This is a genomic window from Epibacterium ulvae, from assembly GCF_018678075.1.
Classification (GTDB): domain Bacteria; phylum Pseudomonadota; class Alphaproteobacteria; order Rhodobacterales; family Rhodobacteraceae; genus Epibacterium; species Epibacterium ulvae_A.
In genome coordinates this window covers 18,482-39,422 of sequence record NZ_JAHHIR010000006.1, presented here as the reverse complement: position 1 = coordinate 39,422, position 20,941 = coordinate 18,482, and the positions used below count along the sequence as shown (strand labels likewise).

23 protein-coding genes are annotated in these 20,941 nt (G+C 57.9%); 11 read left to right on the top strand and 12 right to left on the bottom strand.

The annotated features are described in order from the left end of the window. Positions 1-144: 144 nt before the first annotated feature. The 6 genes from KMP13_RS01720 to KMP13_RS01695 form a co-directional block, all read right to left on the bottom strand. Complete coding sequence (locus KMP13_RS01720; RefSeq protein ID WP_215263754.1) at positions 145-1,263, bottom strand: hypothetical protein; 1,119 nt, start codon at positions 1,261-1,263, stop codon at positions 145-147. A 90-nt stretch (positions 1,264-1,353) separates the two neighbouring features. Continuing rightward, a complete protein-coding gene (locus tag KMP13_RS01715) occupies positions 1,354-2,799 on the bottom strand; it encodes a TolC family outer membrane protein (protein ID WP_215263749.1) in 1,446 nt (481 codons plus the stop codon). A gap of 165 nt (positions 2,800-2,964) precedes the next feature. Continuing rightward, the gene (locus KMP13_RS01710; protein ID WP_215263747.1) at positions 2,965-3,618 is read right to left on the bottom strand and encodes a protein-L-isoaspartate O-methyltransferase family protein; all 654 of its coding nucleotides are present in this window, start codon (positions 3,616-3,618) and stop codon (positions 2,965-2,967) included. 104 nt (positions 3,619-3,722) lie between these two features. Beyond that, on the bottom strand, positions 3,723-4,232 hold the full coding sequence (locus tag KMP13_RS01705) for a PhnA domain-containing protein (protein WP_215263746.1): 510 nt from the start codon (positions 4,230-4,232) through the stop codon (positions 3,723-3,725). A gap of 199 nt (positions 4,233-4,431) precedes the next feature. Continuing rightward, positions 4,432-4,818 (bottom strand): VPLPA-CTERM sorting domain-containing protein, encoded by a 387-nt coding sequence (locus tag KMP13_RS20885; RefSeq protein WP_215263745.1) that lies wholly within the window; start codon positions 4,816-4,818, stop codon positions 4,432-4,434. Continuing rightward, complete coding sequence (locus KMP13_RS01695; protein ID WP_215263744.1) at positions 4,815-5,036, bottom strand: hypothetical protein; 222 nt, start codon at positions 5,034-5,036, stop codon at positions 4,815-4,817. Before KMP13_RS01695 ends, KMP13_RS20885 begins: the two co-directional genes overlap by 4 nt. A gap of 230 nt (positions 5,037-5,266) precedes the next feature. On the opposite strand from KMP13_RS01695, the gene KMP13_RS01690 reads away from it, so the two are divergent. The 4 genes from KMP13_RS01690 to KMP13_RS01675 all read left to right on the top strand — a co-directional run bounded on the left by KMP13_RS01690 (position 5,267) and on the right by KMP13_RS01675 (position 7,093). Continuing rightward, positions 5,267-5,404: an entericidin A/B family lipoprotein gene (locus KMP13_RS01690; RefSeq protein WP_215263742.1), complete on the top strand. Its 138-nt coding sequence runs from the start codon at positions 5,267-5,269 to the stop codon at positions 5,402-5,404. 100 nt (positions 5,405-5,504) lie between these two features. Beyond that, positions 5,505-5,645 carry a hypothetical protein gene (locus KMP13_RS01685; protein ID WP_215263741.1) on the top strand — a complete coding sequence of 47 codons (141 nt, stop codon included), beginning with the start codon at positions 5,505-5,507 and terminating at the stop codon, positions 5,643-5,645. Positions 5,646-5,871: 226 nt separating this feature from the next. Beyond that, a complete protein-coding gene (locus KMP13_RS01680) occupies positions 5,872-6,390 on the top strand; it encodes a DUF488 domain-containing protein (RefSeq protein ID WP_215263740.1) in 519 nt (172 codons plus the stop codon). Then, the gene (locus KMP13_RS01675) at positions 6,335-7,093 is read left to right on the top strand and encodes a hypothetical protein (protein WP_215263739.1); all 759 of its coding nucleotides are present in this window, start codon (positions 6,335-6,337) and stop codon (positions 7,091-7,093) included. The genes KMP13_RS01680 and KMP13_RS01675 overlap by 56 nt, the downstream gene beginning before the upstream one ends. Here the strand turns inward: KMP13_RS01675 and lepA are convergent, their stop codons facing one another. Next, positions 7,094-8,908: a translation elongation factor 4 gene (gene lepA / locus KMP13_RS01670; RefSeq protein ID WP_215263738.1), complete on the bottom strand. Its 1,815-nt coding sequence runs from the start codon at positions 8,906-8,908 to the stop codon at positions 7,094-7,096. A gap of 97 nt (positions 8,909-9,005) precedes the next feature. On the opposite strand from lepA, the gene KMP13_RS01665 reads away from it, so the two are divergent. The 3 genes from KMP13_RS01665 (at position 9,006) to KMP13_RS01655 (ending at position 12,212) form a co-directional block, all read left to right on the top strand. Beyond that, complete coding sequence (locus KMP13_RS01665) at positions 9,006-10,352, top strand: hypothetical protein (RefSeq protein WP_215263736.1); 1,347 nt, start codon at positions 9,006-9,008, stop codon at positions 10,350-10,352. Positions 10,353-10,562: 210 nt separating this feature from the next. Next, entirely contained in the window at positions 10,563-10,874 is a 312-nt protein-coding gene (locus tag KMP13_RS01660) for a hypothetical protein (RefSeq protein WP_215263735.1), read from the top strand. A gap of 372 nt (positions 10,875-11,246) precedes the next feature. Continuing rightward, positions 11,247-12,212, top strand: a complete 966-nt coding sequence (locus tag KMP13_RS01655) for a LysR family transcriptional regulator (RefSeq protein ID WP_215263734.1) — start codon at positions 11,247-11,249, stop codon at positions 12,210-12,212. Here KMP13_RS01655 and KMP13_RS01650 read toward each other — a convergent pair. Beyond that, positions 12,209-12,658, bottom strand: coding sequence for a low molecular weight protein-tyrosine-phosphatase (locus tag KMP13_RS01650; RefSeq protein WP_215263733.1), 450 nt, complete (start codon positions 12,656-12,658; stop codon positions 12,209-12,211). The genes KMP13_RS01655 and KMP13_RS01650 overlap by 4 nt on opposite strands. Positions 12,659-12,721: 63 nt before the next feature. On the opposite strand from KMP13_RS01650, the gene KMP13_RS01645 reads away from it, so the two are divergent. Beyond that, on the top strand, positions 12,722-13,447 hold the full coding sequence (locus tag KMP13_RS01645; RefSeq protein ID WP_215263731.1) for an NAD-dependent deacylase: 726 nt from the start codon (positions 12,722-12,724) through the stop codon (positions 13,445-13,447). Positions 13,448-13,520: 73 nt separating this feature from the next. Here the strand turns inward: KMP13_RS01645 and KMP13_RS01640 are convergent, their stop codons facing one another. The 4 genes from KMP13_RS01640 to meaB form a co-directional block, all read right to left on the bottom strand. Continuing rightward, positions 13,521-14,030, bottom strand: a complete 510-nt coding sequence (locus KMP13_RS01640) for a copper chaperone PCu(A)C (RefSeq protein WP_215263730.1) — start codon at positions 14,028-14,030, stop codon at positions 13,521-13,523. Positions 14,031-14,081: 51 nt separating this feature from the next. Beyond that, the gene (locus KMP13_RS01635) at positions 14,082-14,432 is read right to left on the bottom strand and encodes a hypothetical protein (RefSeq protein ID WP_215263728.1); all 351 of its coding nucleotides are present in this window, start codon (positions 14,430-14,432) and stop codon (positions 14,082-14,084) included. A 115-nt stretch (positions 14,433-14,547) separates the two neighbouring features. Next, on the bottom strand, positions 14,548-14,838 hold the full coding sequence (gene rpmB, locus KMP13_RS01630) for a 50S ribosomal protein L28 (protein ID WP_215263727.1): 291 nt from the start codon (positions 14,836-14,838) through the stop codon (positions 14,548-14,550). Positions 14,839-15,145: 307 nt separating this feature from the next. Further along, positions 15,146-16,129 carry a methylmalonyl Co-A mutase-associated GTPase MeaB gene (meaB, locus tag KMP13_RS01625; protein ID WP_215263725.1) on the bottom strand — a complete coding sequence of 328 codons (984 nt, stop codon included), beginning with the start codon at positions 16,127-16,129 and terminating at the stop codon, positions 15,146-15,148. Between the two features lie 177 nt (positions 16,130-16,306). Between meaB and hrpB the strand changes: the two genes are divergently transcribed. The 3 genes from hrpB to KMP13_RS01610 all read left to right on the top strand — a co-directional run bounded on the left by hrpB (position 16,307) and on the right by KMP13_RS01610 (position 20,921). Beyond that, complete coding sequence (hrpB, locus tag KMP13_RS01620; protein ID WP_215263723.1) at positions 16,307-18,772, top strand: ATP-dependent helicase HrpB; 2,466 nt, start codon at positions 16,307-16,309, stop codon at positions 18,770-18,772. A gap of 202 nt (positions 18,773-18,974) precedes the next feature. After that, positions 18,975-19,424: an NUDIX hydrolase gene (locus KMP13_RS01615; RefSeq protein ID WP_353055669.1), complete on the top strand. Its 450-nt coding sequence runs from the start codon at positions 18,975-18,977 to the stop codon at positions 19,422-19,424. A 21-nt stretch (positions 19,425-19,445) separates the two neighbouring features. Next, positions 19,446-20,921 carry an inorganic phosphate transporter gene (locus KMP13_RS01610; RefSeq protein WP_215263719.1) on the top strand — a complete coding sequence of 492 codons (1,476 nt, stop codon included), beginning with the start codon at positions 19,446-19,448 and terminating at the stop codon, positions 20,919-20,921. Positions 20,922-20,941: the final 20 nt, after the last annotated feature.

Below are 20,941 nucleotides of genomic sequence, written 5' to 3'. Positions count from 1 at the left end.
CGCCCAACTGGCGCGCGCTTCCTATCAGGAAGCCGAAGCTGGGCGGGAGTATCCCGGTGAATGACAGAAGGTAGAAGACATTGGCGACGGAACGTCATCAGCGCTCAATAGCCTTGATACGCGCCGACCACTGGATACGGTTGTTCAGAGAATATCATGCGCGGCGAGCGCGCGTTGGATTTCGCGGCGGACCAATTTGCGCACATTGCGGGTGATCTTTTCGCCCAGTGAGCCTTGCAGCTCTTTGCGTACGATTTCCACCACCAAATCGCGCAACATGTCTTCGTCGATAAGCGTGGCGTCATCCAAATCGTCCAGCGTATTCTCCGCGATATCGGCGCTTACATCTTCGGCAGTGGCGTCAATCACATCAGCAGTCAATTGCGCGGCAATGTCATCTGCGTCCACCTGCTGCGACGCTGCGGGTCGATCGACAGTCTCTGCCGAATCCACTCGTTCCGGCGCGTCCCAATCGTTTGAGGCTGATGTCATCGTCTCTGACGCAAAGGGGCCGTTTTGGCTGGCGTCTGGCTCCCACTGGGGAGAAGACGTTGCCGATTGAGCTGTCGCCGCTTCCATCTCAGCAATCTTGCGCACCACCGCAGCGGCGCGTTGGCGGGCAGAGGCATTGTGAAGATGGGTCACTTCGGCTGTGTCAGGCATCGGTTCAGGCTCAACCTGGTGCACAGCCTCGACCATCACGTTTTTGTCCACCGCGTCGTCGTCGGCAGTGTCCACCGCCTCATCGTCAGCAGTCTCATCGCCAGTGACAATTTCAGAAGCGCTGTACAATGTGGCTTCCGGGTCCTTCCACGGCAGAACTTCGTCTTCTGACGTCTCTTCTGCGGACTCAATGTCCTCAGAAACCGTTTTGTTCAGACGAAACATATCGAGGGACGCCGCGTGTTCGACCGTGTCCGCACCGCCTAGGAATGTGGGTTTCGGATCTTGGGGAGCAACTGCCGCATCTGAGGCGCCCTCTTGGCCGAGATCCGCGTCCGCCCCACCCTGCGCAGCCTCAACCGTGTCAAGGTCATCCGAATCCGCATCCTCGAGATGCAGATCGTCGTCCTCTGCCGCAGCAGGCTCCAGATCAGTGGTGGGTGGAACGCGCAGTGCCGGGGTCAGGACCAAACGCGGGCGCAAGCCTTCGGGGCGACGTGCGCCGCCGGATGGGCGTGTCTTTCGATTGTCCTCGCTCACCAGTCGGCGAATGGAGGAAAGGACGTCTTCGACACCTGCCTGCTCGAGTGGACCTGACATGATAACCTTACTGCTTCTGGCCTCTTTACGGGACTGTAGCCTGCACTGAGGCATCCGGCAACTGTCCTGTGCCCCGGTTCGTTTTATACGTTATTGCTTGCCGAGCGCCTTGAGCACGCGGTCCAGATCTTTGCCACGTTTACTGCCTTTGCCCGGCGCGTCTTTGACCAGGTTGTAATAGAGCGTCGGGTCATACACTTCGACCGCAAGGTTGAGGTGCTCGGCTGTCAACAGACCTTGAGACTGCAACAATTCATAAGCGGCCAGCGACAGGTTTGCGCGGGCTTGTACGCGTTCAACCTGTGCGTCCAGCAGCTCCTGTTCGGCTTCCAACACATCCAGCGTGGTGCGGGCACCCAATGTGGCTTCCTCACGCACACCGTCAAAGGCGACGCGTGCGGAGCGTACCTGCTGCTCAGATGAGGTCAAGCTGGCGCGGTTGGCTGCAAGGGTTGCGAAAGCTGCCGAAACACCTTGTTCGATCTGGCGTTGAACCGTCAGCAGGACACCTTTTTCGGCATCCAGACGCGCACGGTCTGCGCGCAAGGCTGATTGGCGCGCGCCACCGGCATAGATGGTCTGGCCCAGTTCAAGCGACAGGTTGCGCGTATCCGTGTCGGTGCGCTGATCAAACACTTGGTTGTGGCCAATGCCACCGCGCAATGTGAACGATGGTCCCAAAGCGGCGCGGGTGCTTTCGACCCGCAGCTCCGCCGATTTCACCGCATGTTGCTGTGACAGGAGCGACGGGTGGTTGCGGCGCGCCAGATATTGCGAGTCCCGCTCGGACCGGGCACCGGATGGCAATGGCGGCTGGCCCTGGGTTGCACCCGGCTCACGTCCGACCACTTGCTTATAAGTCGCGCGGGCAGACGCCAGATCGCCGCGTGCCTGGATCAGGTCGGCCTGGGCCCCTGCAACACTGCTTTCGGCCAAGGCCACATCGGTCCGTGTGACTTCGCCCACTTCGAAACGATCCTGCGCGGCACGCAGTTCTTCGCGCAAAAGACGCAGGTTGTTGCTGCGCAGGCGCACGTTCTCTTCTTGGAACAATACGCTGACATAGGCGGTCACAGCGCTGAACAGAACCTGCTGTTCAACATCCAGCAGTGTGTGGCGGGTCGCCAACACGGCTTCTTGCGCGGCGCGGCGGGTGAATTGGCGTTGACCGCCATCCCACAGAACCCAAGTCAGGTTGATGCTGGCATCAAAAGCGTTGGTGTCGCCGTCCTGCAGCGTGAATGTGCCGGGGGCGCGCGTGTATTGGTGGGTTGCGGTCAACGCCCAGCTGACAATCGGGCGAAGGGAGGCCACGGCGGCGGCCACATCTTCGTCTGCGACCCGCAGCAGGGCGCGGTTTTGTTCGAGAAGTCCGCTGGATTTATACGCTCCGATCAGCGCATCCGACAGGTTGTCGGCTTTGAGCTGCGCGGGGGCGCCAAGGACGGCCAGCATTGTGCCTGCCATCGCCAAAGCGCGCACAGCGCGTCTGGAGCCACCGTTCGGGGATCGTTTTGCGAAAATGGTCTTCAGCATTCTTTTCACCTATCTGCCGCCGCCCCGCCCCCGTTTCGGAAGCATCGTGGCGTGAATTCCAACATGGTTCTACGACGCACCCATTCTGACCACGTCGCGTCTCCATTCACATCACTTCGCCCAAGACCCCAAGCCCTGGTCGACCGCCCCTGACCCGTTACAGGATCACAGAGCGAATTCTTTGGCAGCTTCGAAACCGGGCAGAACCGGTGCGGTTGCATTGAAAGCAAAGCGCCAGGAGATTGCGCCGTTTGCTTTGTAGCCGATTTTCACTTCCCCCAAGGCCCCGGTCATGATCAGCGCCGCAATGCGACCGCCGTCTTTGAGCTGAGCCAGAAGATCGTCAGGCAGTGTTTCCACTGCTTCTTGTACCAAAATAACATCATACGGGCCATGCTCTGCCGCGCCGTCGGCCAAAGGCCCCTCGTGCACGATCGCATTGTCAGCCCCAACATCAGACAGCAGCGACGCAGCTTCGCTTGCCATGGATGTGTCTTCTTCGACGCCGATCACCATTTGAGCCATACGTGCAACCACTGCAGTTGAATACCCAAGCCCACAGGCCAGATCGAGCACCATCTCGTCATTGTTGATGTCCAACGCGTCCAGCGTTTTGGCCAAAGTGCGCGCTTCGACCATCACCCGACCGTTCCCCAACGGCACGTTTTGGTCAGCATAGGCACCCTCGGCCTGCGCATTGGGTACGAATTGCTCCCGCGGCACGGCCAGCATCGCTTCGATGATTGGATATTTGGTCACATCCGATGGACGGACCTGTGTATCAACCATCATGCGGCGACGTTCAGCAAAATCAGTCATGGGCACAGCTCGTTTATCCTAGACAGTTTCTTCTTTGTGCCACAGCAAAGGCGCTTGGGCAACAATTCAGCACCCTTTTGCCTTGTGATTGTGGCATGGGCAACTCATTTTCGTTTCACATATTTGGTTAATATTACAATGCGCTGGCCTTCGACGCGGCCTTCGATGTGTTCGGCGTTGTCCATAACCAGAGAGATATTGCGCACGGCCGTCCCCCGTTTGGCGGTAAAGCCTGCGCCTTTGACTGGCAGATCCTTGACAAGAACCACCGTATCCCCTGCGTGCAACGGCGCGCCGTTGCTGTCTTTATGCGCCGTCTCGGCGGGCACCGCATCGACCCAGGCCTGGGTCTCTTCATCCAGCCACAGCTGGTCGGACAGATCGCGCGCCCAGTCCTGATCGCCGAGGCGTTTCAGCAACCGCGCTGACAGAACCTGCGCGGCTGGGGTCTCGCTCCACATCGCGGTTGCAAGGCAGCGCCAGTGGTTGGGGTCTAATTCCTTCGCGATCTGGTCGCTGCAAGTGGCACAAATTTGCGTCACAGCCCCATCGGGACCGCCGGTTACGGCAAACGGGGCAAGTGGCGCATCACTGGCGCAGAGGTCACAGGTCATGGGCGGCGTGCACTCCTTGGGGCAATTGGTCCCTTCGCCCTTTAGAGCAGTGCGGCAGGTATGAAAAGCGCGATCCCCTTTGGTGCGGCGGGCATATGGCCTGCGCGCCAAATCACGCGCCGTACAATAGGTCGCCCCCAAAGAAAAAGCACGCCGCCCTTTGCAGGCAACGCGCTTCATCTTGAAAAGCCTCTGAAGATCAGGACTTGCGCTTGCGCAGAGCCCCCGCGGCACCCAGAGCACCAATCAGCAGCAGGCCACTGGCTGGCAACGGCACTGGCGCTGGCTCATCAAAGCTTTCGACAACTTGGAAGCTGACAGAACCCGAACCGTTGAAGCGCGAGACAAAGATATCTCCGTCCAGGTCTTGGGCGAATTCGATGCCTGTTTCAGGAGTCACGGCAAACGAGAAACCGACAGAGGCATTGGCAAATGGGTTCACATCGGAGCTCACGAAATCAAGCTGCAGATCGCCGCCCGAGCCGTTTGGGCCGAACCCGGACAGGGTAAATCCGGTGATAAAGTCAAAGTCGCCGCCCTCATCGCCGCCAAAGCCAAAGCCCGACAGTTCGAAATTTTCGGTCACAACGCCGGAAACGTCTGCTTCGATGATTTGGTCAAAAACAGGTTGGAACTGGAATTGAAAGACAGGGTTCCGTTCAGGAAATTCGTGGTTCCAAGGGAGGCATCTGGACCTTCGAAAATATCAAAGCCGAGGTTGTCAAAGGTTGCAACAAAATTGGCAGCGGACGCGGCGGAAGCAGAGGCAAGAGCCAATCCAGCGGCGAGCAGTAAATTCTTCACTTTAAACTCCTAGTCATGTGAATCACCAAAATTCAACCAGCTGTTTATTCGGGATAAATTCCCTATATTCTACATTTTGCACGCGAATGTGACTGGGCGCGAGCGCCTGTCATGCGCAGGATCCGTGCGACATTTTCACAGCACGAAACCGGAGGGCGACACCTTGCCAAAACCTGTGGCTGTGCAACAGTGGCACCAGATGATGTATGACACACCGGAGACAGCCGCACATGGTCCGAGCAGCCCTGATTACCCTCGCCCTCTTTTCTCTCGCTGCTTGCGAGACCGCCAAAGGCGCGGGGCGCGACATTGAAAAAGCTGGTCAGGCCATCGGCAAAGCCGCACAGGACGTGCAGCAGGCGCTGTAGCGGCTTCGGCCTGCGTCAATCTGGCGAATTCAGCCCCTGCCCGCATTGGCGTAGCGCTCCTGACTGAAAAGACACTGTTGTCATAAAGTGGAGATCTGCAATGGGCTTAAGCTGGATGGAGTTTTTCCCGATTGTCTTCCTGCCGTTCAAGCTGATCGTGCTGGGCGTCGGCATGTATTTCGCCATCAAATGGCACCATGATCAGGACAAGGAGAAGAAAGAAGAAAAAGTGGGGCAATAAGCTCCGCTTTTTAACTCCGACAACTTAGACCTTTTTTGAAAAACCTGCACCCCCAAACGCCAAGTGCAGCGCCCAAGCCTGAGAGGCGAAACAGACCCCGCGTGGAGGCGGACGGGGCAATACTGTCTAGAGACGGGCCTTTCAAACAGATATTTTTAGGTGTACCCGAACTACTCAGGCATACACTAAGCAAAAATGTATCATTTGGACGTGGGAGTATCTTTGGATGAGCACCGAACTTTTCACCATTGGGTATGAAGGTTCTACAGTCGAAGACTTAGTTTCCACACTTATTGCTTTGAACGTTGAGGTGCTTGCTGATGTTCGAGAGCTGCCTTTGTCGAGAAAAAAAGGGCTTTCGAAGAACAAACTTGCTGAAAGATTGGCCGAAGTTGGGATAGAATATCGCCACTACAAGGCACTGGGAGACCCGAAGCCGGGCCGAGAAGCCGCGAAAAAGGGCGATTTTCAACAGTTTGAAAAAATCTATTTGAACCATCTCGGTACGCAAGAGGCGCAAGAGGAACTGAAAAAACTCCTAAAGGTTGCAAATGCACGTAAAACTTGCATGATGTGTTTTGAACGAAGCGCAACCCATTGCCATAGGTCTTATATCGCGGATGAAGCCTCCCGAAATGGCTTCGAAGTATATAATCTCGTGGCTGACAGAGCCGAGCAATACCTACAGAATGGCAACACCATCCCGCGTTACAATCCTCGTAAAAGCATCTCCACAGCCAAGTAAGAAGCACTCAGAAACTGTATGCTGCGCTGGCCTACAAGAGGATGGTAGCTGGAAAAGGTTATTCCCGATTCGCTTTCGGCGCCTATCTGGAGAAAAGGCCTTTAAAAGGTGGGACATTGTTCAATTCAAATACAGCAAGCCCCGGGACGATAGCAGGGCTGAAAGCTGTCGCGTTCACGAGGACAGCATCCAAATTCAAGGCAATGTCAGAAAACCTCTTGAGAAATCAAGTTTAATTCAAAGAGCCGTTGTCACTTCGGAAAATGAGGCAGTTAGAAAGGGGCAATCCCTTGCATTGATACGACCACAAAACGTTTCCTTTTCGTGGGAGGCGCTATCAAAAATTGAAATTGAAGCAAACCGCGAAAAATTCGCCCAGCAAGCAATGCAACTTTCTTTACTCGAGGAGGAGCTTGCAGCCTATGAACCATGTCCCTACAAATTTAAGCTGCATTACGATGACGAGCATGGCCCACATAATAAGACATGTGCGGACTGGGAGACTACAGCAACCTTCTTCAACTTGCGTCAAAGTATGCCTGAGAAGGACGTGCTCAGACATCTCGAAAAAACGTACTGCGACGACTACGTCAAAAAGGGTCTAGTGCTTGCACTGGGCAACATAAAAAAGAGACCCCAGACTTGGCAACTTCTCGGAATATTTCCGGTTGAAGAAACCAAACAGTTGGATCTCTTCGGTTAATCAATCGTCCATTTTCAACGCAGAGATGAACGCCTCCTGCGGGATATCAACCCGGCCGAACTGGCGCATCTTCTTCTTACCCGCCTTCTGCTTGTCCAGCAGCTTCCGTTTCCGGGTGGCGTCGCCGCCGTAGCATTTGGCGGTCACGTCTTTGCGCATGGCCGAAAGTGTCTCACGCGCGATGACCTTGCCGCCGATGGCCGCTTGGATCGGGATTTTGAACATGTGGCGCGGGATCAGATCCTTGAGCTTTTCACACATGGCGCGGCCCCGCATATCGGCGCGGTCGCGGTGGACCATGGTAGAGAGCGCATCGACGGGTTCGTCGTTCACCAGCACCGACATCTTGACCAGATTGTCTTCGCGGTAGCCGATCATCTGGTAGTCAAAGGAGGCATAGCCCTTGGTCACAGATTTCAGACGGTCGTAGAAGTCAAACACCACCTCGTTCAGGGGCAGATCATAGACCGCCATGGCGCGGGTGCCGGCATAGGTCAGGTCTTCCTGAATGCCGCGACGGTCTTGGCAGAGCTTGAGCACATCGCCGAGATATTCGTCGGGCACCATGATGGTGGCCTTGATCCGGGGTTCTTGGAGGTGGTCGACCTTGGACATGTCGGGCATGTCAGCGGGGTTGTGCAGCTCGATCATCTCGCCGGGCTGGTTTTCCTTGCCCTTCATATAGATGTGGTAAATTACCGATGGAGCGGTGGTGATCAGCTCGATGTTATACTCACGCTCAATCCGGTCGCGGATCACTTCGAGGTGCAACAGTCCCAGGAAACCACAGCGGAAGCCAAAGCCAAGCGCGGCAGAGGTTTCCATCTCAAACGAAAATGACGCGTCGTTCAGCGCCAGTTTGTCGATAGCGTCGCGCAGGTCTTCGAATTCGGAGCTGTCGACCGGGAACAGGCCACAGAACACCACGGGCTGTGCGGGTTTAAAGCCGTCCAGTGCCTCGGTCGTGCCATTGCGGTCATTGGTGATGGTGTCGCCCACTCGGGTATCACGCACCTGTTTGATCGAGGCGGTCAGAAAGCCGATTTCGCCGGGCCCGAGCGCGTCAACCATCTGCATTTCGGGGCGGAATACGCCTACGCGGTCCACATGGTGTAGCGTGTCGTTGGACATGAATTTGACGCGCATGCCCTTTTTCAGGGTACCATCCATGATCCGCACCAGAACGATCACACCCAGATAGGCGTCATACCAGCTGTCGACCAGCATCGCTTTGAGCGGCGCGTCCAGCGTGCCTTGGGGCGCGGGCAGTTTATTTACTACGGCTTCGAGCGTCTCACGGATCCCCTGCCCGGTTTTGGCAGAGACCTGGATCGCATCGGTCGCATCGATGCCAATCACATCTTCGATCTGCTCCGCCACACGGTCACAATCGGAGGCGGGCAAGTCGATCTTGTTCAGAACCGGCACGACTTCATGATCGGCCTCAATCGCCTGATAGACGTTGGCCAATGTCTGCGCCTCGACCCCTTGGGTGGAATCAACCACCAGAAGCGAGCCTTCAACCGCACGCATGGAGCGGGAGACCTCATAGGCGAAATCGACGTGGCCGGGGGTGTCGATCAGGTTCAGGACATAGTCCTCACCATCGTCGGCTTTATAGTCAATTCTAACTGTATTTGCCTTGATGGTAATCCCACGTTCACGCTCGATGTCCATACTGTCGAGCAGTTGTTCCTTCATATCACGTTCCTCCACCGTGCCCGTCTCTTGGATCAGACGGTCGGCGAGGGTGGATTTGCCATGGTCAATATGGGCGACGATGGAGAAGTTTCGGATTTTCGAGAGCTCTGTCATGGCTTGGGGATATGGTTGGGATTTACGAATTGGTCAAGCATCTGTGTGACCAAGTGACAGGAAAATTGAAGCGGAAGACGCAGGAGTAATGGTAGCCATGGCAGCAGAGGCGGCGATGCAGGTGAATATGGACGAGGTCACCAACGAGCGGGAGCTTTATGCATGGCTCTCTTCGCAGCCTGCCGGGCTGAGCCGGGCAATCGCTGCGCGAGCAGCATTGCGCAGCCTGCCGGCGGTGATGAACCAGGTCGAGCGGACCTCTGGCAACAACGTCAATGCCGGCGCGTCGTTGGTTGCGTGCCTTCGGGCGACATTGATTTCCTGTGTGGCTGCCAATGGTGACGATACGCCGGCAGCCGAGCTGAAGGAAGCGGCGCATGCCGCAATCAGTGCCGCCCCCCGGATGTACCCATCGGTCACCGACCGCACCGCAACGCTGGCGGGCATGTCCGCGGCGGAGACGGTCATCAGCAGCTCGCGCGCGTCGGTCGCAGATGCCGCATCGCAAGCGATGCAGCTGGCGGCAGACACGGCCCGGTCAGCGACTTTGACGGCGGGTTTGAACCCGTTTGACTCCGAAGATACCGTGTTAAAAGACGCAGCCGTTGGCACTGGTGCAGAGCTTTTGATCACCCGCCTCTGGTCCACCGGCAAAGCCCCGATGCCGGTCATTGAGTTCTGGGAAGGCTTTGTCAAAGCCACCAAGGACGATCCGGTTTGGCATTATTGGGTTGAATGGTATCAAGGGCTTATGGGCGGGCGCCCGATTGATTGGGAATTCCAGTTTGCGGTCGCGCAAATTGACGATGCGATCTGGCGCAAGGGTGCGCAAGCGGTCGCAGAAGAGATCGAGCGCCTGCGTGCTGTGATGGCCGCCGCCGCGGCCGCACGCGCAAAAGCCGAAGCGGAACAGGCGGAAGCGATCGCAGCCGCAGCAGCAGCCCAAGCCGCAGCACAGGAGCGTATCCAGGCCGCGATGCCTGCATCTGTTGACCACCTGTTGGACAACCGCATCCTGGCCACCGCGGTTTTGGACGGAGCCGCCGCCGCGCTGCGCGCAACCACACCAAAACCCGCCGCAGACACCCCAGCAATCGGGGCTCAGGCTGCACTGTCGGACATGCCGCAAAGCTTGACCCAAATCGCCACACAACTGCGCAGCCTGCCGGTTGGCACCGTCGCTGAACCGGCGATATCCGCGCTGAAATCAGAAGTGGCCAAATTCAATATGGCGTTTGACGTGCTCGAAAGCACCTTGAGCAAGCTGAATGCACAGACATGTGCGCCTGGCGATCGCGCTGTGGTCTCACCGATGCTCGGGAATCCGGTGGTACTGGGAAATCTGGTGAGCGGCCTGTTGATTCTGGCTGGTCCAAATGGAAAATTGGTTGAACGTTACGAAGGCTTTACAAGTCAATGGCAAAGCGCGCGCAAAGCCGCATGACGTCTGAGAAAACTGCCGATCTGCACCACCCTCGCTGCAGATCGGCGATAAATTGCACAGACAAATATTTTACTATCATTTGATTGATCCCTCGTACCCGCCCACACATAGTGGGGCAACGTGTGGCACATAACCCGCACAAGGGGAAAACCCCGGGACACGTCACCGGCCTCATGAACGAAGGCCGGGCATAGGAAAGAGGGAACATCTATGACTCGAATCTTGCTGGCCGTCGGCGCCTTATCCATTGGATTGGCTCTTTTTGCCCCGCTGAGCCCCGCAAGTGCAGACATAGAACGCGCCTGCAAACAATCTGATCGCAGCTCCAGCCGATCTTTGTGCACCTGCATTGGCCGCGTGGCCGACGCGAAATTGAGCCGTTCGGAGCAGCGCAAAGTCGCCAAATGGTTCAGCGATCCTGACCAAGCCCAGGAAGTCCGCCAATCCAGCAGCGTTAGCGATAACCGCCTGTGGAAGCGATACAAAGACTTTGGACAAACCGCTGCACAAGTTTGCAGCTAATTTTCCTGTCACCCCGCGCATGTTAGGTGGTTTTTCAACCACCATACATGAAAAAACACAGGTCTATTTTCATATCTGAAAGACCAAAGGCGCTCGGGCGGACGCGTGTTCACAACCCGCACAAAAACTACTTCCACACGAACGAATTACACCTTTTAACTTCCAAAACAACGACTTAACCACCCCACTCCAGAGGTCTTCGCCCCAAATCCGCGGTCTCGCGCTGCAGTCGCGAATGTTGGGTATTGTAAATAACCCCGTTGTTTTTTGCGTTTAGGTTCCAGAATTTATGGGGAAAAGACAGTCAACGCGCACCTTTTTCTCTAGATTGCTTTCAGAATATCAGAAACCAATTTTAATTGGAGCGCGGGCATGTTGTTAAAAGGCGTGACTTTACGGGGGCTGGAAGTTTTTGAAGCCCTAGCAAAGACAGGATCGGTCGCACAGACCGCAGAATTGACGGGGTTGAGCCAGCCTGCCGTTAGCCAACAGTTGCGCAATCTGGAAAAAGCGCTGGGTGGCGATCTGGTAGATCATGGCCGCCGCCCGATGGTTTTGACCGCCGCGGGTCGGAATTTCCTGAGCCGGACCGAATTGATTCTGGCCGAACTGCGTCTTGCCCAAAGCGAAATGTCCGTGATGGATCTGACCCATCTCAGCACTTTGTCCATTGGTTTAATCGATGATTTTGACAATGATCTGACGCCGCGCCTGGCCACGATCCTTGCGGACAGCATGACGCAATGCCGGTTCAAGATGACAACCGCGTCTAGCTTGGAAATCATCAAGGCGATGGAAGCTCGTGAGTTGCACATCGCCATTGGTGCCTCCACCGGCGAAGAGCAAAGCGGCATCGATGAATACCCGCTGGTGCGCGATCCTTTCATTCTCGTAGCACCGCGTGGTTTTTTGCAAACCGTCGAAAGCGATTTGGACCGGTTGGGGAAACTGCCCTTCCTGCGTTACGCACGCGACCAGCTGATCTCGCAACAGATCGAAGCGCATATGCTCAGCCAAAAGCTAGACTTTGAAGAACGCTTTGAAATCGGCTCTCACCTCGCGCTGATGGCCATGGTAGCACGTCGGATCGGGTGGGCCGTGACTACGCCGCTCGGCTATATGCGTGCGACACGGTTCCATGATCAGCTGGATGCTTTCCCCCTGCCTTTTGGCAGCGCGGAGCGGACGATTTCCCTGTTTGCCGCCTCGGATTGGGCGGAACAGGTGCCGCGCGATGTGGCCACAACTGTGCGTCGTCTGGTTCAAACCCAAATGATTGACCCTGCATTGAAGCGCCTGCCATGGCTGACCGGTGAATTCCGCGCGATCGACAGCTAGTCACTCTCTACCACCGCTGCCATTAGACCGGCGGCGGCAACCTCGATCAGATTTAGACAGCCATCAAAGTCCCGCGTGTAATAGGGGTCTGGAACGTGGTCCATTCCGGAGTGCGGCGCGTAGTCTGTGAACAAGCGGACCGCTGTATCAGACCCGGTTGGGCGCAGGGCTTCGATGTCTTCCAGGTTGCTTTGATCCATCGCAATGATCAGGTCAAACCTGTCAAAATCCGCCGCCGCAAACTGCCGCGCGCGTAGATCAGACAGGCTATATCCGCGCGTCTTGGCCACGTTTTGCATCGGCCCATAGGGCGCGTCGCCAATATGCCAGCCGGAGGTACCGGCGCTGTCGGTGCTGACCTGCGGACAGAGGCTGCGAAAGACACCTTCTGCAGCGGGTGAACGGCATATGTTTCCGAGACAGACAAACAAGACGCGTTTGGGCATGGAAGGGCAACTCCCTGGTGATGGCGCAACACGCGCAAAGGTTCGAGACAAGGTTCTAAAGTGATGCCACAGACAGAGCAATCCGCAGACAAGATCGTCATTCTGACCGGCGCGGGAATATCGGCTGAAAGCGGGCTTGGCACGTTTCGCGATGCGGGCGGGCTCTGGGCGCAGCATCGGATCGAAGATGTGGCAACCCCGGAAGGTTTCGCACGCAACCCGGCCCTTGTGCATCAGTTCTACAATGCGCGCCGCATCCAGGCGGCGGAGGCCAAGCCCAATCCCGCGCATAACGCACTGCGACGCCTGACGGAAAACTGGCCGGGTGAGGTGGTCCTGGTCAGCCAGAATGTAGACGGGTTGCACGAGGCCGCTGGCTGCACGGATGTCATTCACATGCATGGGCAGCTGGATCAGGCGCTGTGCGCCACTTGCGGCCATCGTTGGGTGGCGCCGATGGAAATGCAGGTGGGCGCGACCTGCCCGCAGTACGCGCACCCCACAGCGCGGCCTGATATCGTCTGGTTTGGCGAGATGCCTTACCACATGGAAGAGATCTACAGCCATCTGGCCCAGGCGGATGTATTTACCGCCATTGGAACCTCGGGCCAGATCTATCCGGCCGCCGGTTTTGTCGATGAGGCGCAGGTGGCAGGTGCTTTGACGGTTGAGTTGAACCTGGAGCCATCGGCCGTGGTCAGCCGGCTTGAAGAGACGTATTTTGGCCCTGCAAGTAAGACTGTGTCGACTTGGGTGGATGCGCTGTTGCGAGAGGTGAAACCCGCCTAACGGACCATGCTTTCGGGAGCATGAAACGAAGGGATGCGATATATAGGTCGCACCGCATCCCTTGTTGGAGAGATCAATTGCCGTGGTCGTGGCCCGAATGGTCGTGGTCATCGTGACCACCATGCGCATCGGCACCCGGTTTACGATCAAGGTCGACAGAGACCTTGATCTTTACTTCGCCCGCCTGTTCAAAAACCAAAGTCAGCGGCACGGTGTCGCCGTCCCGCAGCCCGTGATGCAGCCCCATCAGCATGACGTGATCACCGCCACGTTTCAGTTCATGATGACCATCTGCCGGAATGACAATCCCTTCGGAGACATGCAGCATCTGCATGATACCGTTTTCGCCTTCCTTGTGGGTGTGCAGTTCGACTCGGGTCGCGACATCCGATTTCACATCAATCAACCGATCCGCAACGTCGGCGCGGTTTTCGATTTCAAGGAAGATTGCACCGGTCTTGGCAGTGGGCGAGGAGACGCGAGCATAGGCGCCCTCGACCATAATAGGTGTGTGGCTCTCAGCCCAACCGGCAACAGCTGCAGCCATCAGGCCAGCGGCCAGCACATAGGATTTAAGGGACATAACAGTCTCCGCTTTCTTTAGATCAGGGTATTGGAATTGGGGAATCAGGATCTAAACGAGTTTCGGCGGTGCGCGGGCGCTGGGGGAAATCTGTGTCCCTGCGACGCGCAGGTCTTGGTCAGGCAAAGTGGTGCCTGATGACAGCGCGCTTGGCGGTGAAACCACTTGCGCGGATGTGAGCAGCGCCACAACTGAGAGAATCAGGCAGTCCGGACACGGCACCGGCGCGTCCACAGGTTGGCCATCCGCGTCCACATAAACGGTCATGGGGCCAGTGCCGGTGCAGATCACGATCTGACCCGCTGCATCGGTCATCGTGACACGCGCGGCCGCGCTTTGCCCCTGAAGGATCAGCGTACAGGCCAGAACACAGACCAAACCTATCTGCCACACACGTGTCATGCGCAATCTATGCCGGTTGTGCGCAGGCAATACAAGGCGACAAAACGACAAGCAAAAACGCCGCGCGGGAAGGTCCCATGCGGCGTTTCAAATTCATCAAATCTCAGGCAGCGAATTAAGCTTCTACAGCCTGTGCCTTGGCGATTTCTTTCTTGAGTTTCAGAGCGTTTGAGGACAGCTCTTCATCTTTGGCTTTTGCCAGGAACGCGTCCAGACCACCACGGTGATCAACAGAGCGCAGAGCTGCCGCCGAAATGCGGAACTTTACGCCACGGCCCAGAGTCTCAGACTGCAGGGTCACATCGTTTAGGTTCGGCAAAAACCGACGACGAGTTCTGTTTTTAGCATGGCTGACATTGTTGCCAGTCATCGGGCCTTTTCCGGTCAGTTCGCAACGACGCGACATGGTTTCATCCTTCGTTTCTGGGGCACCAAAACCGAGGCTGGCCAAATCGCCAATGCGCCGAATCAAGTGCCAAATCACAAGGGCGCGGCCATTGGCTGCGCCCGAAAACTGGTTGGATGCGTTTAGGAGGAATCGGTGTCCGGGTCAAGCCATATGCAAAGCTTTTATGGCGCGTCCGGGCAGATTCTCGAAAAGCATCGTTTTCGCGGCTTTCCTACCCAGACTGTTGTCGCAGGACAAGAGGGGTTTGCGTCTGAAATCGCCCTCTTTTTCGCCCTCAAATGCCAACGCGCAGGCGCGATTGCGTTTAGCGGGCTTTTAACCCGTCAAGGAGCCGCGCGGCGGCGGCTGTTGGGGACACTTCACCCGCGGAGACCTGCGCTGCAAGATCGGCCATTTGCTGCTTCACATCGCTTGTGTTCAATTGCGCCAAAAGCGCGCTGCGCACCTCCTGGTCAAACCAATAGGCGGCCTGCCCTGCCCGACGCGCCTCCCAATGGCTATTGTCCCGGCGCCAGGTGATGAGGGTCTGAATCGCCTGCCAGGCCTCCTGCAGGCCATTTTGCTCGATCGCCGAGACCAATTTGGCACAGGGGTAGCCATCGGGGTCTTGCGAGCGTTTGCGCAGCAACCGCAGAGCACCGGCATAATCCGCGCAGGTGCGGGTGGCGGCGGATTTCAGATCACCGTCGGCCTTGTTGACCAGGATCATGTCGGCCATTTCCATAATGCCGCGTTTGACGCCCTGCAGCTCATCCCCGCCCGCAGGGGCCAAAAGCAGCAGGAACAAATCACACAGTTCGGACACCACGGTTTCGGACTGGCCCACGCCCACCGTTTCGATCAGCACCACGTCAAAGGAGGCCGCCTCGCACAGGGCGACCGCTTCCCGCGTGCGCCGCGCCACCCCGCCCAGATGGTTCTGGCTGGGCGATGGGCGGATAAAAGCATTTCGCTCGCGACTTAGGTGTTCCATCCGGGTCTTGTCGCCCAAAATCGAGCCGCCCGACCGTGTGGAACTGGGATCAACCGCCAGCACCGCCACACGCAGGCCAAGCCCGATCAGCATCATGCCAAAGGTCTCAATAAAGGTGGACTTGCCCACGCCGGGCGTTCCGGACAGCCCGATGCGCAGGGCTTGTCGGTTTGCCGATTGCACATGCTGCAACAGGGCTTCGGCGTCGCTGCGATGATCGGCGCGACCGCTTTCGATCAAGGTAATGGCCCGCGCCAGCGCGCGCCGCTCTCCGTTCAAGATCCCGTCACCCAGTTGCGCAATATCGCGAACCATACCCGTCCTCCAAACCTTTCGCAGACTTCAACCCAACTGCCCGCGCAAAGTCCAGTCTCTTGGCTAGGACAAAAGGTGGCAGGTCGGCTGGGATCAAACCGCGCGAATTCACCCGTGTCTACCACCAAGCTGGTCGGGATCACTGGACCTTTCGGCTGTCTCTGGCAATAAGACGGCATGAACACGCCCCATCGCCTGCCCATCGAAGACGCCCTGCCCGAGTTGATCACCGCCCTGCGCACGCGCGGACGCGCGGTCCTGCAAGCACCGCCCGGTGCCGGGAAAACCACACGGGTGCCGTTGGCGATGCTGGAGGCTGAGCTCTGCATCGGTCGGATCCTGATGTTGGAACCCCGCCGACTGGCCGCGCGCGCCGCTGCGGAACGGATGGCGGAAACGCTGGGTGAGCCCGTGGGTCAGGCCGTTGGTTATCGTATGCGCGGTGCGGCCAAGACCTCCGAAGCCACCCGTATCGAGGTCGTGACCGAAGGTATCCTGACCCGGATGCTGCAATCTGACCCCGACCTGCCCGGCATCGGCGCGGTGATCTTTGATGAGTTTCACGAACGCTCCCTGAACGCGGACTTCGGCCTCGCGCTATGCCTTGAGGTCACCGAGGCGCTGCGCGATGATCTGATGCTGTTGGCCATGTCGGCCACGCTAGATGCAGGCCCCGTAGCGCAATTGATGGACGCGCCGATGGTGACATCCGAAGGACGTAGTTTTGCGGTCGAAACCCGTTGGCTGGACAAGCCTCTGTCGCCCAAAGCCCGCAAAGTGGACGCGTTGGTCGACCTCATCACCCGAGCCGAGAAAGAGACCCGCAGCATAGGCGGCGCAATCCTAGCTTTCCTGCCAGGTGAGGGCGAAATCCGCCGAACCGCGGCGGCCTTGGCTGCGCGCCTGCCAGAAAACTGCACCATCCGCCCGCTGTTCGGCGCCCTTCCCTTTACTGAGCAACAAGCCGCGATCCGCCCAGTAGCCGAGGGACGCAAAGTGGTGCTGGCCACCTCGATCGCAGAAACCTCGCTCACCATCCAAGATGTGCGGGTGGTGGTGGATATGGGTCAGGCGCGGCGCGCGCGGTTTGATCCGGGCTCTGGCATGTCCAGGCTGGTCACCGAGCGGGTCACCCGCGCCGAGGCGACCCAGCGACAAGGCCGCGCCGGGCGGGTGTCAGAGGGCATATGTTATCGTCTGTGGACCAAGGGCGAGGAAGGCGCGCTGATGGCCTTCCCTCCGGCCGAGATTGAGGCGGCGGACCTGACACCCCTGGCGCTGGAGCTTGCGCTTTGGGGAGCACAGCCCAGCGATCTCGCCTTTCTCACACCGCCACCCAGCGGGACTTTGAGCGAGGCACAGACGCTTTTGACCCTGCTTGGCGCCTTGGACGGGCACGGGCGGATCACCGCCCATGGCAAGGCTTTGGCGAAACTGCCGCTGCATCCGCGCCTTGGACATCTGCTCCTGAACGCAGGTCCCGCCGCCGCGCCGCTTTGTGCGCTCTGCGGCGAAACGGACCCGTTGCGCGGCGCGCCACCGGACCTTGCTCTCAGGATGGAACTTCTGAGGGACTCCAAGGCCTTTGCCCAACGCCGTCGCTTTCAGGTGAACCGCCAAGCCGTTGACCGGATCAAATCCGAAACCAAGCGCCTACAACGGCAAGCACCGGACAAAACCTCGGACCTGTCGCCTGCCGCGATGGCGGCCCTGGCCTATCCCGATCGAATCGGTCAGCGCCGCAAGGGCGATATCCCCCGCTTTGTTCTGTCGGGCGGCAAAGGTGCCGTAATGGATGCCGCCGATGGTCTGGCCAACGCGCCGTTTTTGGTGGCTATCGACACTGATGGAAACCCGCGCGAGGCCCGCATTCGCATGGCCGCGCAAATCACCCTGAGCGAGATCCGCACGCTTTTTGCAAGACAAATTACCGAGGTTGATCACTGTGAATGGTCCAAACGCGACCGCCGCGTTGTGGCCCGAAAACAGGAACGTCTTGGTGCGATCACATTGGAAGACCAGATCTGGAAGGACGCCCCACAAGACGTCATTGCCCGCGCCATGCTGGACGGTGTGCGCGATCTGGGCCTGCGGTTTTCACCCGCGGCCGCGCGCCTTGTCGCTCGGGTTGAGCTGGTCCGCGCCGAGGGCCATGATCTGCCGAATTTCACAACCCTTGCCCTGTTGGAGACCTTAGAGGACTGGCTGCTGCCCATGTTGGGCCGCCAACGCACCGTCGAGGATTGGAAACGCTTTGACCTGCTGCCCGCCCTGCAGGCCGTGCTCAGTTGGGATCAAACGCTGCTGTTGGACCGCGAAGCACCCGGCAGCTTCAAAACGCCATTGGGGCGCAAGATACCGATCGACTATTCCGGTGAGATCCCAGCGATCGAGGTGCGCCTGCAAGAGATGTTCGGCGTGACCCGGCATCCGCGGATTGGCGGCGAAGCCTTGAAGGTCACTCTTTTGTCACCCGCGCAACGCCCCATTCAGATCACCCGCGACCTGCCGGGGTTTTGGGCCGGATCCTATGCGGATGTGCGCAAAGACATGCGCGCGCAGTATCCCAAACATCCCTGGCCTGAGGATCCAACCGAAGCGGACCCGACCTTGCGCGCCAAGCGTCGCAGCACAAAACCATAATCAAAAAGCGAATACGGTCACCTCATTGCAACCTACATCCAGTATTGTGCGACCAAGTATCAACATTTTGTGTGATTGTCACAAATTGTCACCAGAGATGCCCGTAAATCCAGCGCCAAAACCTTGAACCCGCGTACAAAATCGTTACATTCAGAAAAATTTTCTCGCCACAACTGGTATACTACCACCGATCATGACGGCAATGTTTTCAAATATTTGGGAAGAATATCTGCGTCCCATGCTCTTGCGCCCAAAACGGCTGCAGGTTGCCGCGCTGTGTTACCGTCATGTGGGCGACACCACCGAGGTGTTGATGATCACCAGTCGCGGCACCGGGCGTTGGATCATCCCCAAAGGCTGGCCGATGGATGGCAAAACCTGTGCGCAAGCGGCGCTGCAAGAAGCCTGGGAAGAAGCAGGCGTTGTCAAAGCCGAAGCCGATGAGAACCCGATCGGCAGTTTCGACTATCACAAGCTGCGCGCCACTGGCATCGAAGAGCCAGTGACCGCCCTGATCTATGCGGCCAAGGTTCAGGAACTGTCCAACGACTACCCGGAAGTACACCAACGCAAACGCCAGTGGATGCCTGCCGATGAGGCCGCGACGCTTGTTCACGAGCCTGCTTTGCAAAAACTGCTTCGGGGTCTTTGATCCACTCAAAAAGGAGCCGATATGTCGCCGGTGCCGAAAGGTTGGAAAACCCTCGACAAGGATCTCAGCCGTATTTCGCGGATTGAGCTGGCCACAGGATCGGTCGCACGCAGCATCATTGGCCGCGCGATAGCCGTTGCCTTCCTGCTGGTGGCCGCGCTGGTGGCCGCTGTGGTCTGGGGCGCACAACCCAATTTGCTATTGGTGATCGCAGCGACCGTCTTTGGGTCCTATATGGCGTTGAACATCGGGGCCAATGATGTGTCCAACAATATGGGGCCTGCGGTTGGCGCGCGTGCCTTGCCGATGGGGGTTGCGATTGTGTTGGCGGCGGTGGCCGAAAGCGCCGGTGCGTTACTCGCCGGACGCGATGTGATCCACACCATTTCATACGATATCTTACAGATCGAAACGGTGACCAACACACAAGGGTTGGTCTGGGCCATGCTCGCCGCGCTTATCGCGGCGGCGGGTTGGGTCAATCTGGCAACCTGGGTCGGCGCGCCGGTATCGACCACTCATTCGATTGTTGGCGGGGTCCTTGGATCCGGGATCGCCGCCCTTGGGTTTGACGCTGTTAACTGGCCTCTGGTGGCTATGATTGCGGCGAATTGGATCATCTCACCGATTATGGGAGGTGTCGTTGCGGCGGCAATCCTGGCTTTTGTCAAAACGCAGATCATGTATCAACGAGACAAGCTCGCCGCTGCCGTGCGTTGGGTCCCAGTTCTGGTGGCCATTATGGCGGGGGCTTTTACCTCCTATCTGATGATCAAAGGTGTCGACCGGTTGTTCACCAGTGCGTCTTCAGCCGTGCCACTGGCGGGGTTGGGCGTCGGCTGTTTGACCTATGTGATTGCAGCACCGCTGATCGAATACAAAGCGCGAGGCATGGAAAATCGCAACCGTTCGATCAAGGCGCTGTTTACGGTGCCGCTGATCATTTCGGCGACCCTATTGTCCTTTGCGCATGGGGCAAATGATGTGGCCAATGCGGTGGGGCCACTGGCCGCCATTGTACATGCGACACAGACCGGCACCAGCGTGGCCGATGTGGCGGTGCCCAATTGGGTCATGGTGATCGGCGCCTTGGGGATTTCCTTTGGCCTGTTTCTCTTTGGCCCCAAACTCATCCGGATGGTTGGGGATCAGATCACCAAGCTGAACCCAATGCGGGCGTTTTGCGTGTCGCTCTCCGCTGCCATTACCGTGCTGCTGGCCAGTTGGATGGGGCTACCGGTCTCCTCCACCCATGTTGCGGTCGGCGGCGTGTTTGGAGTTGGCTTCTTTCGTGAATGGTACATGAAACGCAGGCGGCAGAGGCTGAAGACGTCCCAGCCCAAACAGGCCGCCTTTCCCGCCGAAGAAGTGCGCCGTCGCAAGCTGGTGCGGCGCAGTCATTTCCTGACCATTGTTGTCGCCTGGATGTTCACCGTGCCCGCCGCAGCGGCGCTGTCGGCGCTGCTGTTCACGGTTATGATGACCTTTGCCGGATAAAAAAGGCCGCCCCAGATCAG

Bases quoted from the DNA above. Each gene is read 5' to 3' on its own strand.
- KMP13_RS01655 (WP_215263734.1), top strand. From the start codon at position 11,247: ATGTTGTTAAAAGGCGTGACTTTACGGGGGCTGGAAGTTTTTGAAGCC.
- lepA (WP_215263738.1), bottom strand. From the start codon at position 8,908: ATGACAGAGCTCTCGAAAATCCGAAACTTCTCCATCGTCGCCCATATT.
- KMP13_RS01680 (WP_215263740.1), top strand. From the start codon at position 5,872: ATGAGCACCGAACTTTTCACCATTGGGTATGAAGGTTCTACAGTCGAA.
- KMP13_RS01690 (WP_215263742.1), top strand. From the start codon at position 5,267: ATGGTCCGAGCAGCCCTGATTACCCTCGCCCTCTTTTCTCTCGCTGCT.
- KMP13_RS01635 (WP_215263728.1), bottom strand. From the start codon at position 14,432: ATGACACGTGTGTGGCAGATAGGTTTGGTCTGTGTTCTGGCCTGTACG.
- rpmB (WP_215263727.1), bottom strand. From the start codon at position 14,838: ATGTCGCGTCGTTGCGAACTGACCGGAAAAGGCCCGATGACTGGCAAC.
- KMP13_RS01665 (WP_215263736.1), top strand. From the start codon at position 9,006: ATGGCAGCAGAGGCGGCGATGCAGGTGAATATGGACGAGGTCACCAAC.
- meaB (WP_215263725.1), bottom strand. From the start codon at position 16,129: ATGGTTCGCGATATTGCGCAACTGGGTGACGGGATCTTGAACGGAGAG.
- KMP13_RS01715 (WP_215263749.1), bottom strand. From the start codon at position 2,799: ATGCTGAAGACCATTTTCGCAAAACGATCCCCGAACGGTGGCTCCAGA.
- KMP13_RS01660 (WP_215263735.1), top strand. From the start codon at position 10,563: ATGACTCGAATCTTGCTGGCCGTCGGCGCCTTATCCATTGGATTGGCT.
- KMP13_RS01610 (WP_215263719.1), top strand. From the start codon at position 19,446: ATGTCGCCGGTGCCGAAAGGTTGGAAAACCCTCGACAAGGATCTCAGC.
- KMP13_RS01710 (WP_215263747.1), bottom strand. From the start codon at position 3,618: ATGACTGATTTTGCTGAACGTCGCCGCATGATGGTTGATACACAGGTC.
- KMP13_RS01615 (WP_353055669.1), top strand. From the start codon at position 18,975: ATGTTTTCAAATATTTGGGAAGAATATCTGCGTCCCATGCTCTTGCGC.
- KMP13_RS01675 (WP_215263739.1), top strand. From the start codon at position 6,335: ATGGCAACACCATCCCGCGTTACAATCCTCGTAAAAGCATCTCCACAG.
- KMP13_RS01650 (WP_215263733.1), bottom strand. From the start codon at position 12,658: ATGCCCAAACGCGTCTTGTTTGTCTGTCTCGGAAACATATGCCGTTCA.
- hrpB (WP_215263723.1), top strand. From the start codon at position 16,307: ATGAACACGCCCCATCGCCTGCCCATCGAAGACGCCCTGCCCGAGTTG.
- KMP13_RS01705 (WP_215263746.1), bottom strand. From the start codon at position 4,232: ATGACCTGTGACCTCTGCGCCAGTGATGCGCCACTTGCCCCGTTTGCC.
- KMP13_RS01720 (WP_215263754.1), bottom strand. From the start codon at position 1,263: ATGTCAGGTCCACTCGAGCAGGCAGGTGTCGAAGACGTCCTTTCCTCC.
- KMP13_RS01685 (WP_215263741.1), top strand. From the start codon at position 5,505: ATGGGCTTAAGCTGGATGGAGTTTTTCCCGATTGTCTTCCTGCCGTTC.
- KMP13_RS01640 (WP_215263730.1), bottom strand. From the start codon at position 14,030: ATGTCCCTTAAATCCTATGTGCTGGCCGCTGGCCTGATGGCTGCAGCT.
- KMP13_RS01645 (WP_215263731.1), top strand. From the start codon at position 12,722: ATGCCACAGACAGAGCAATCCGCAGACAAGATCGTCATTCTGACCGGC.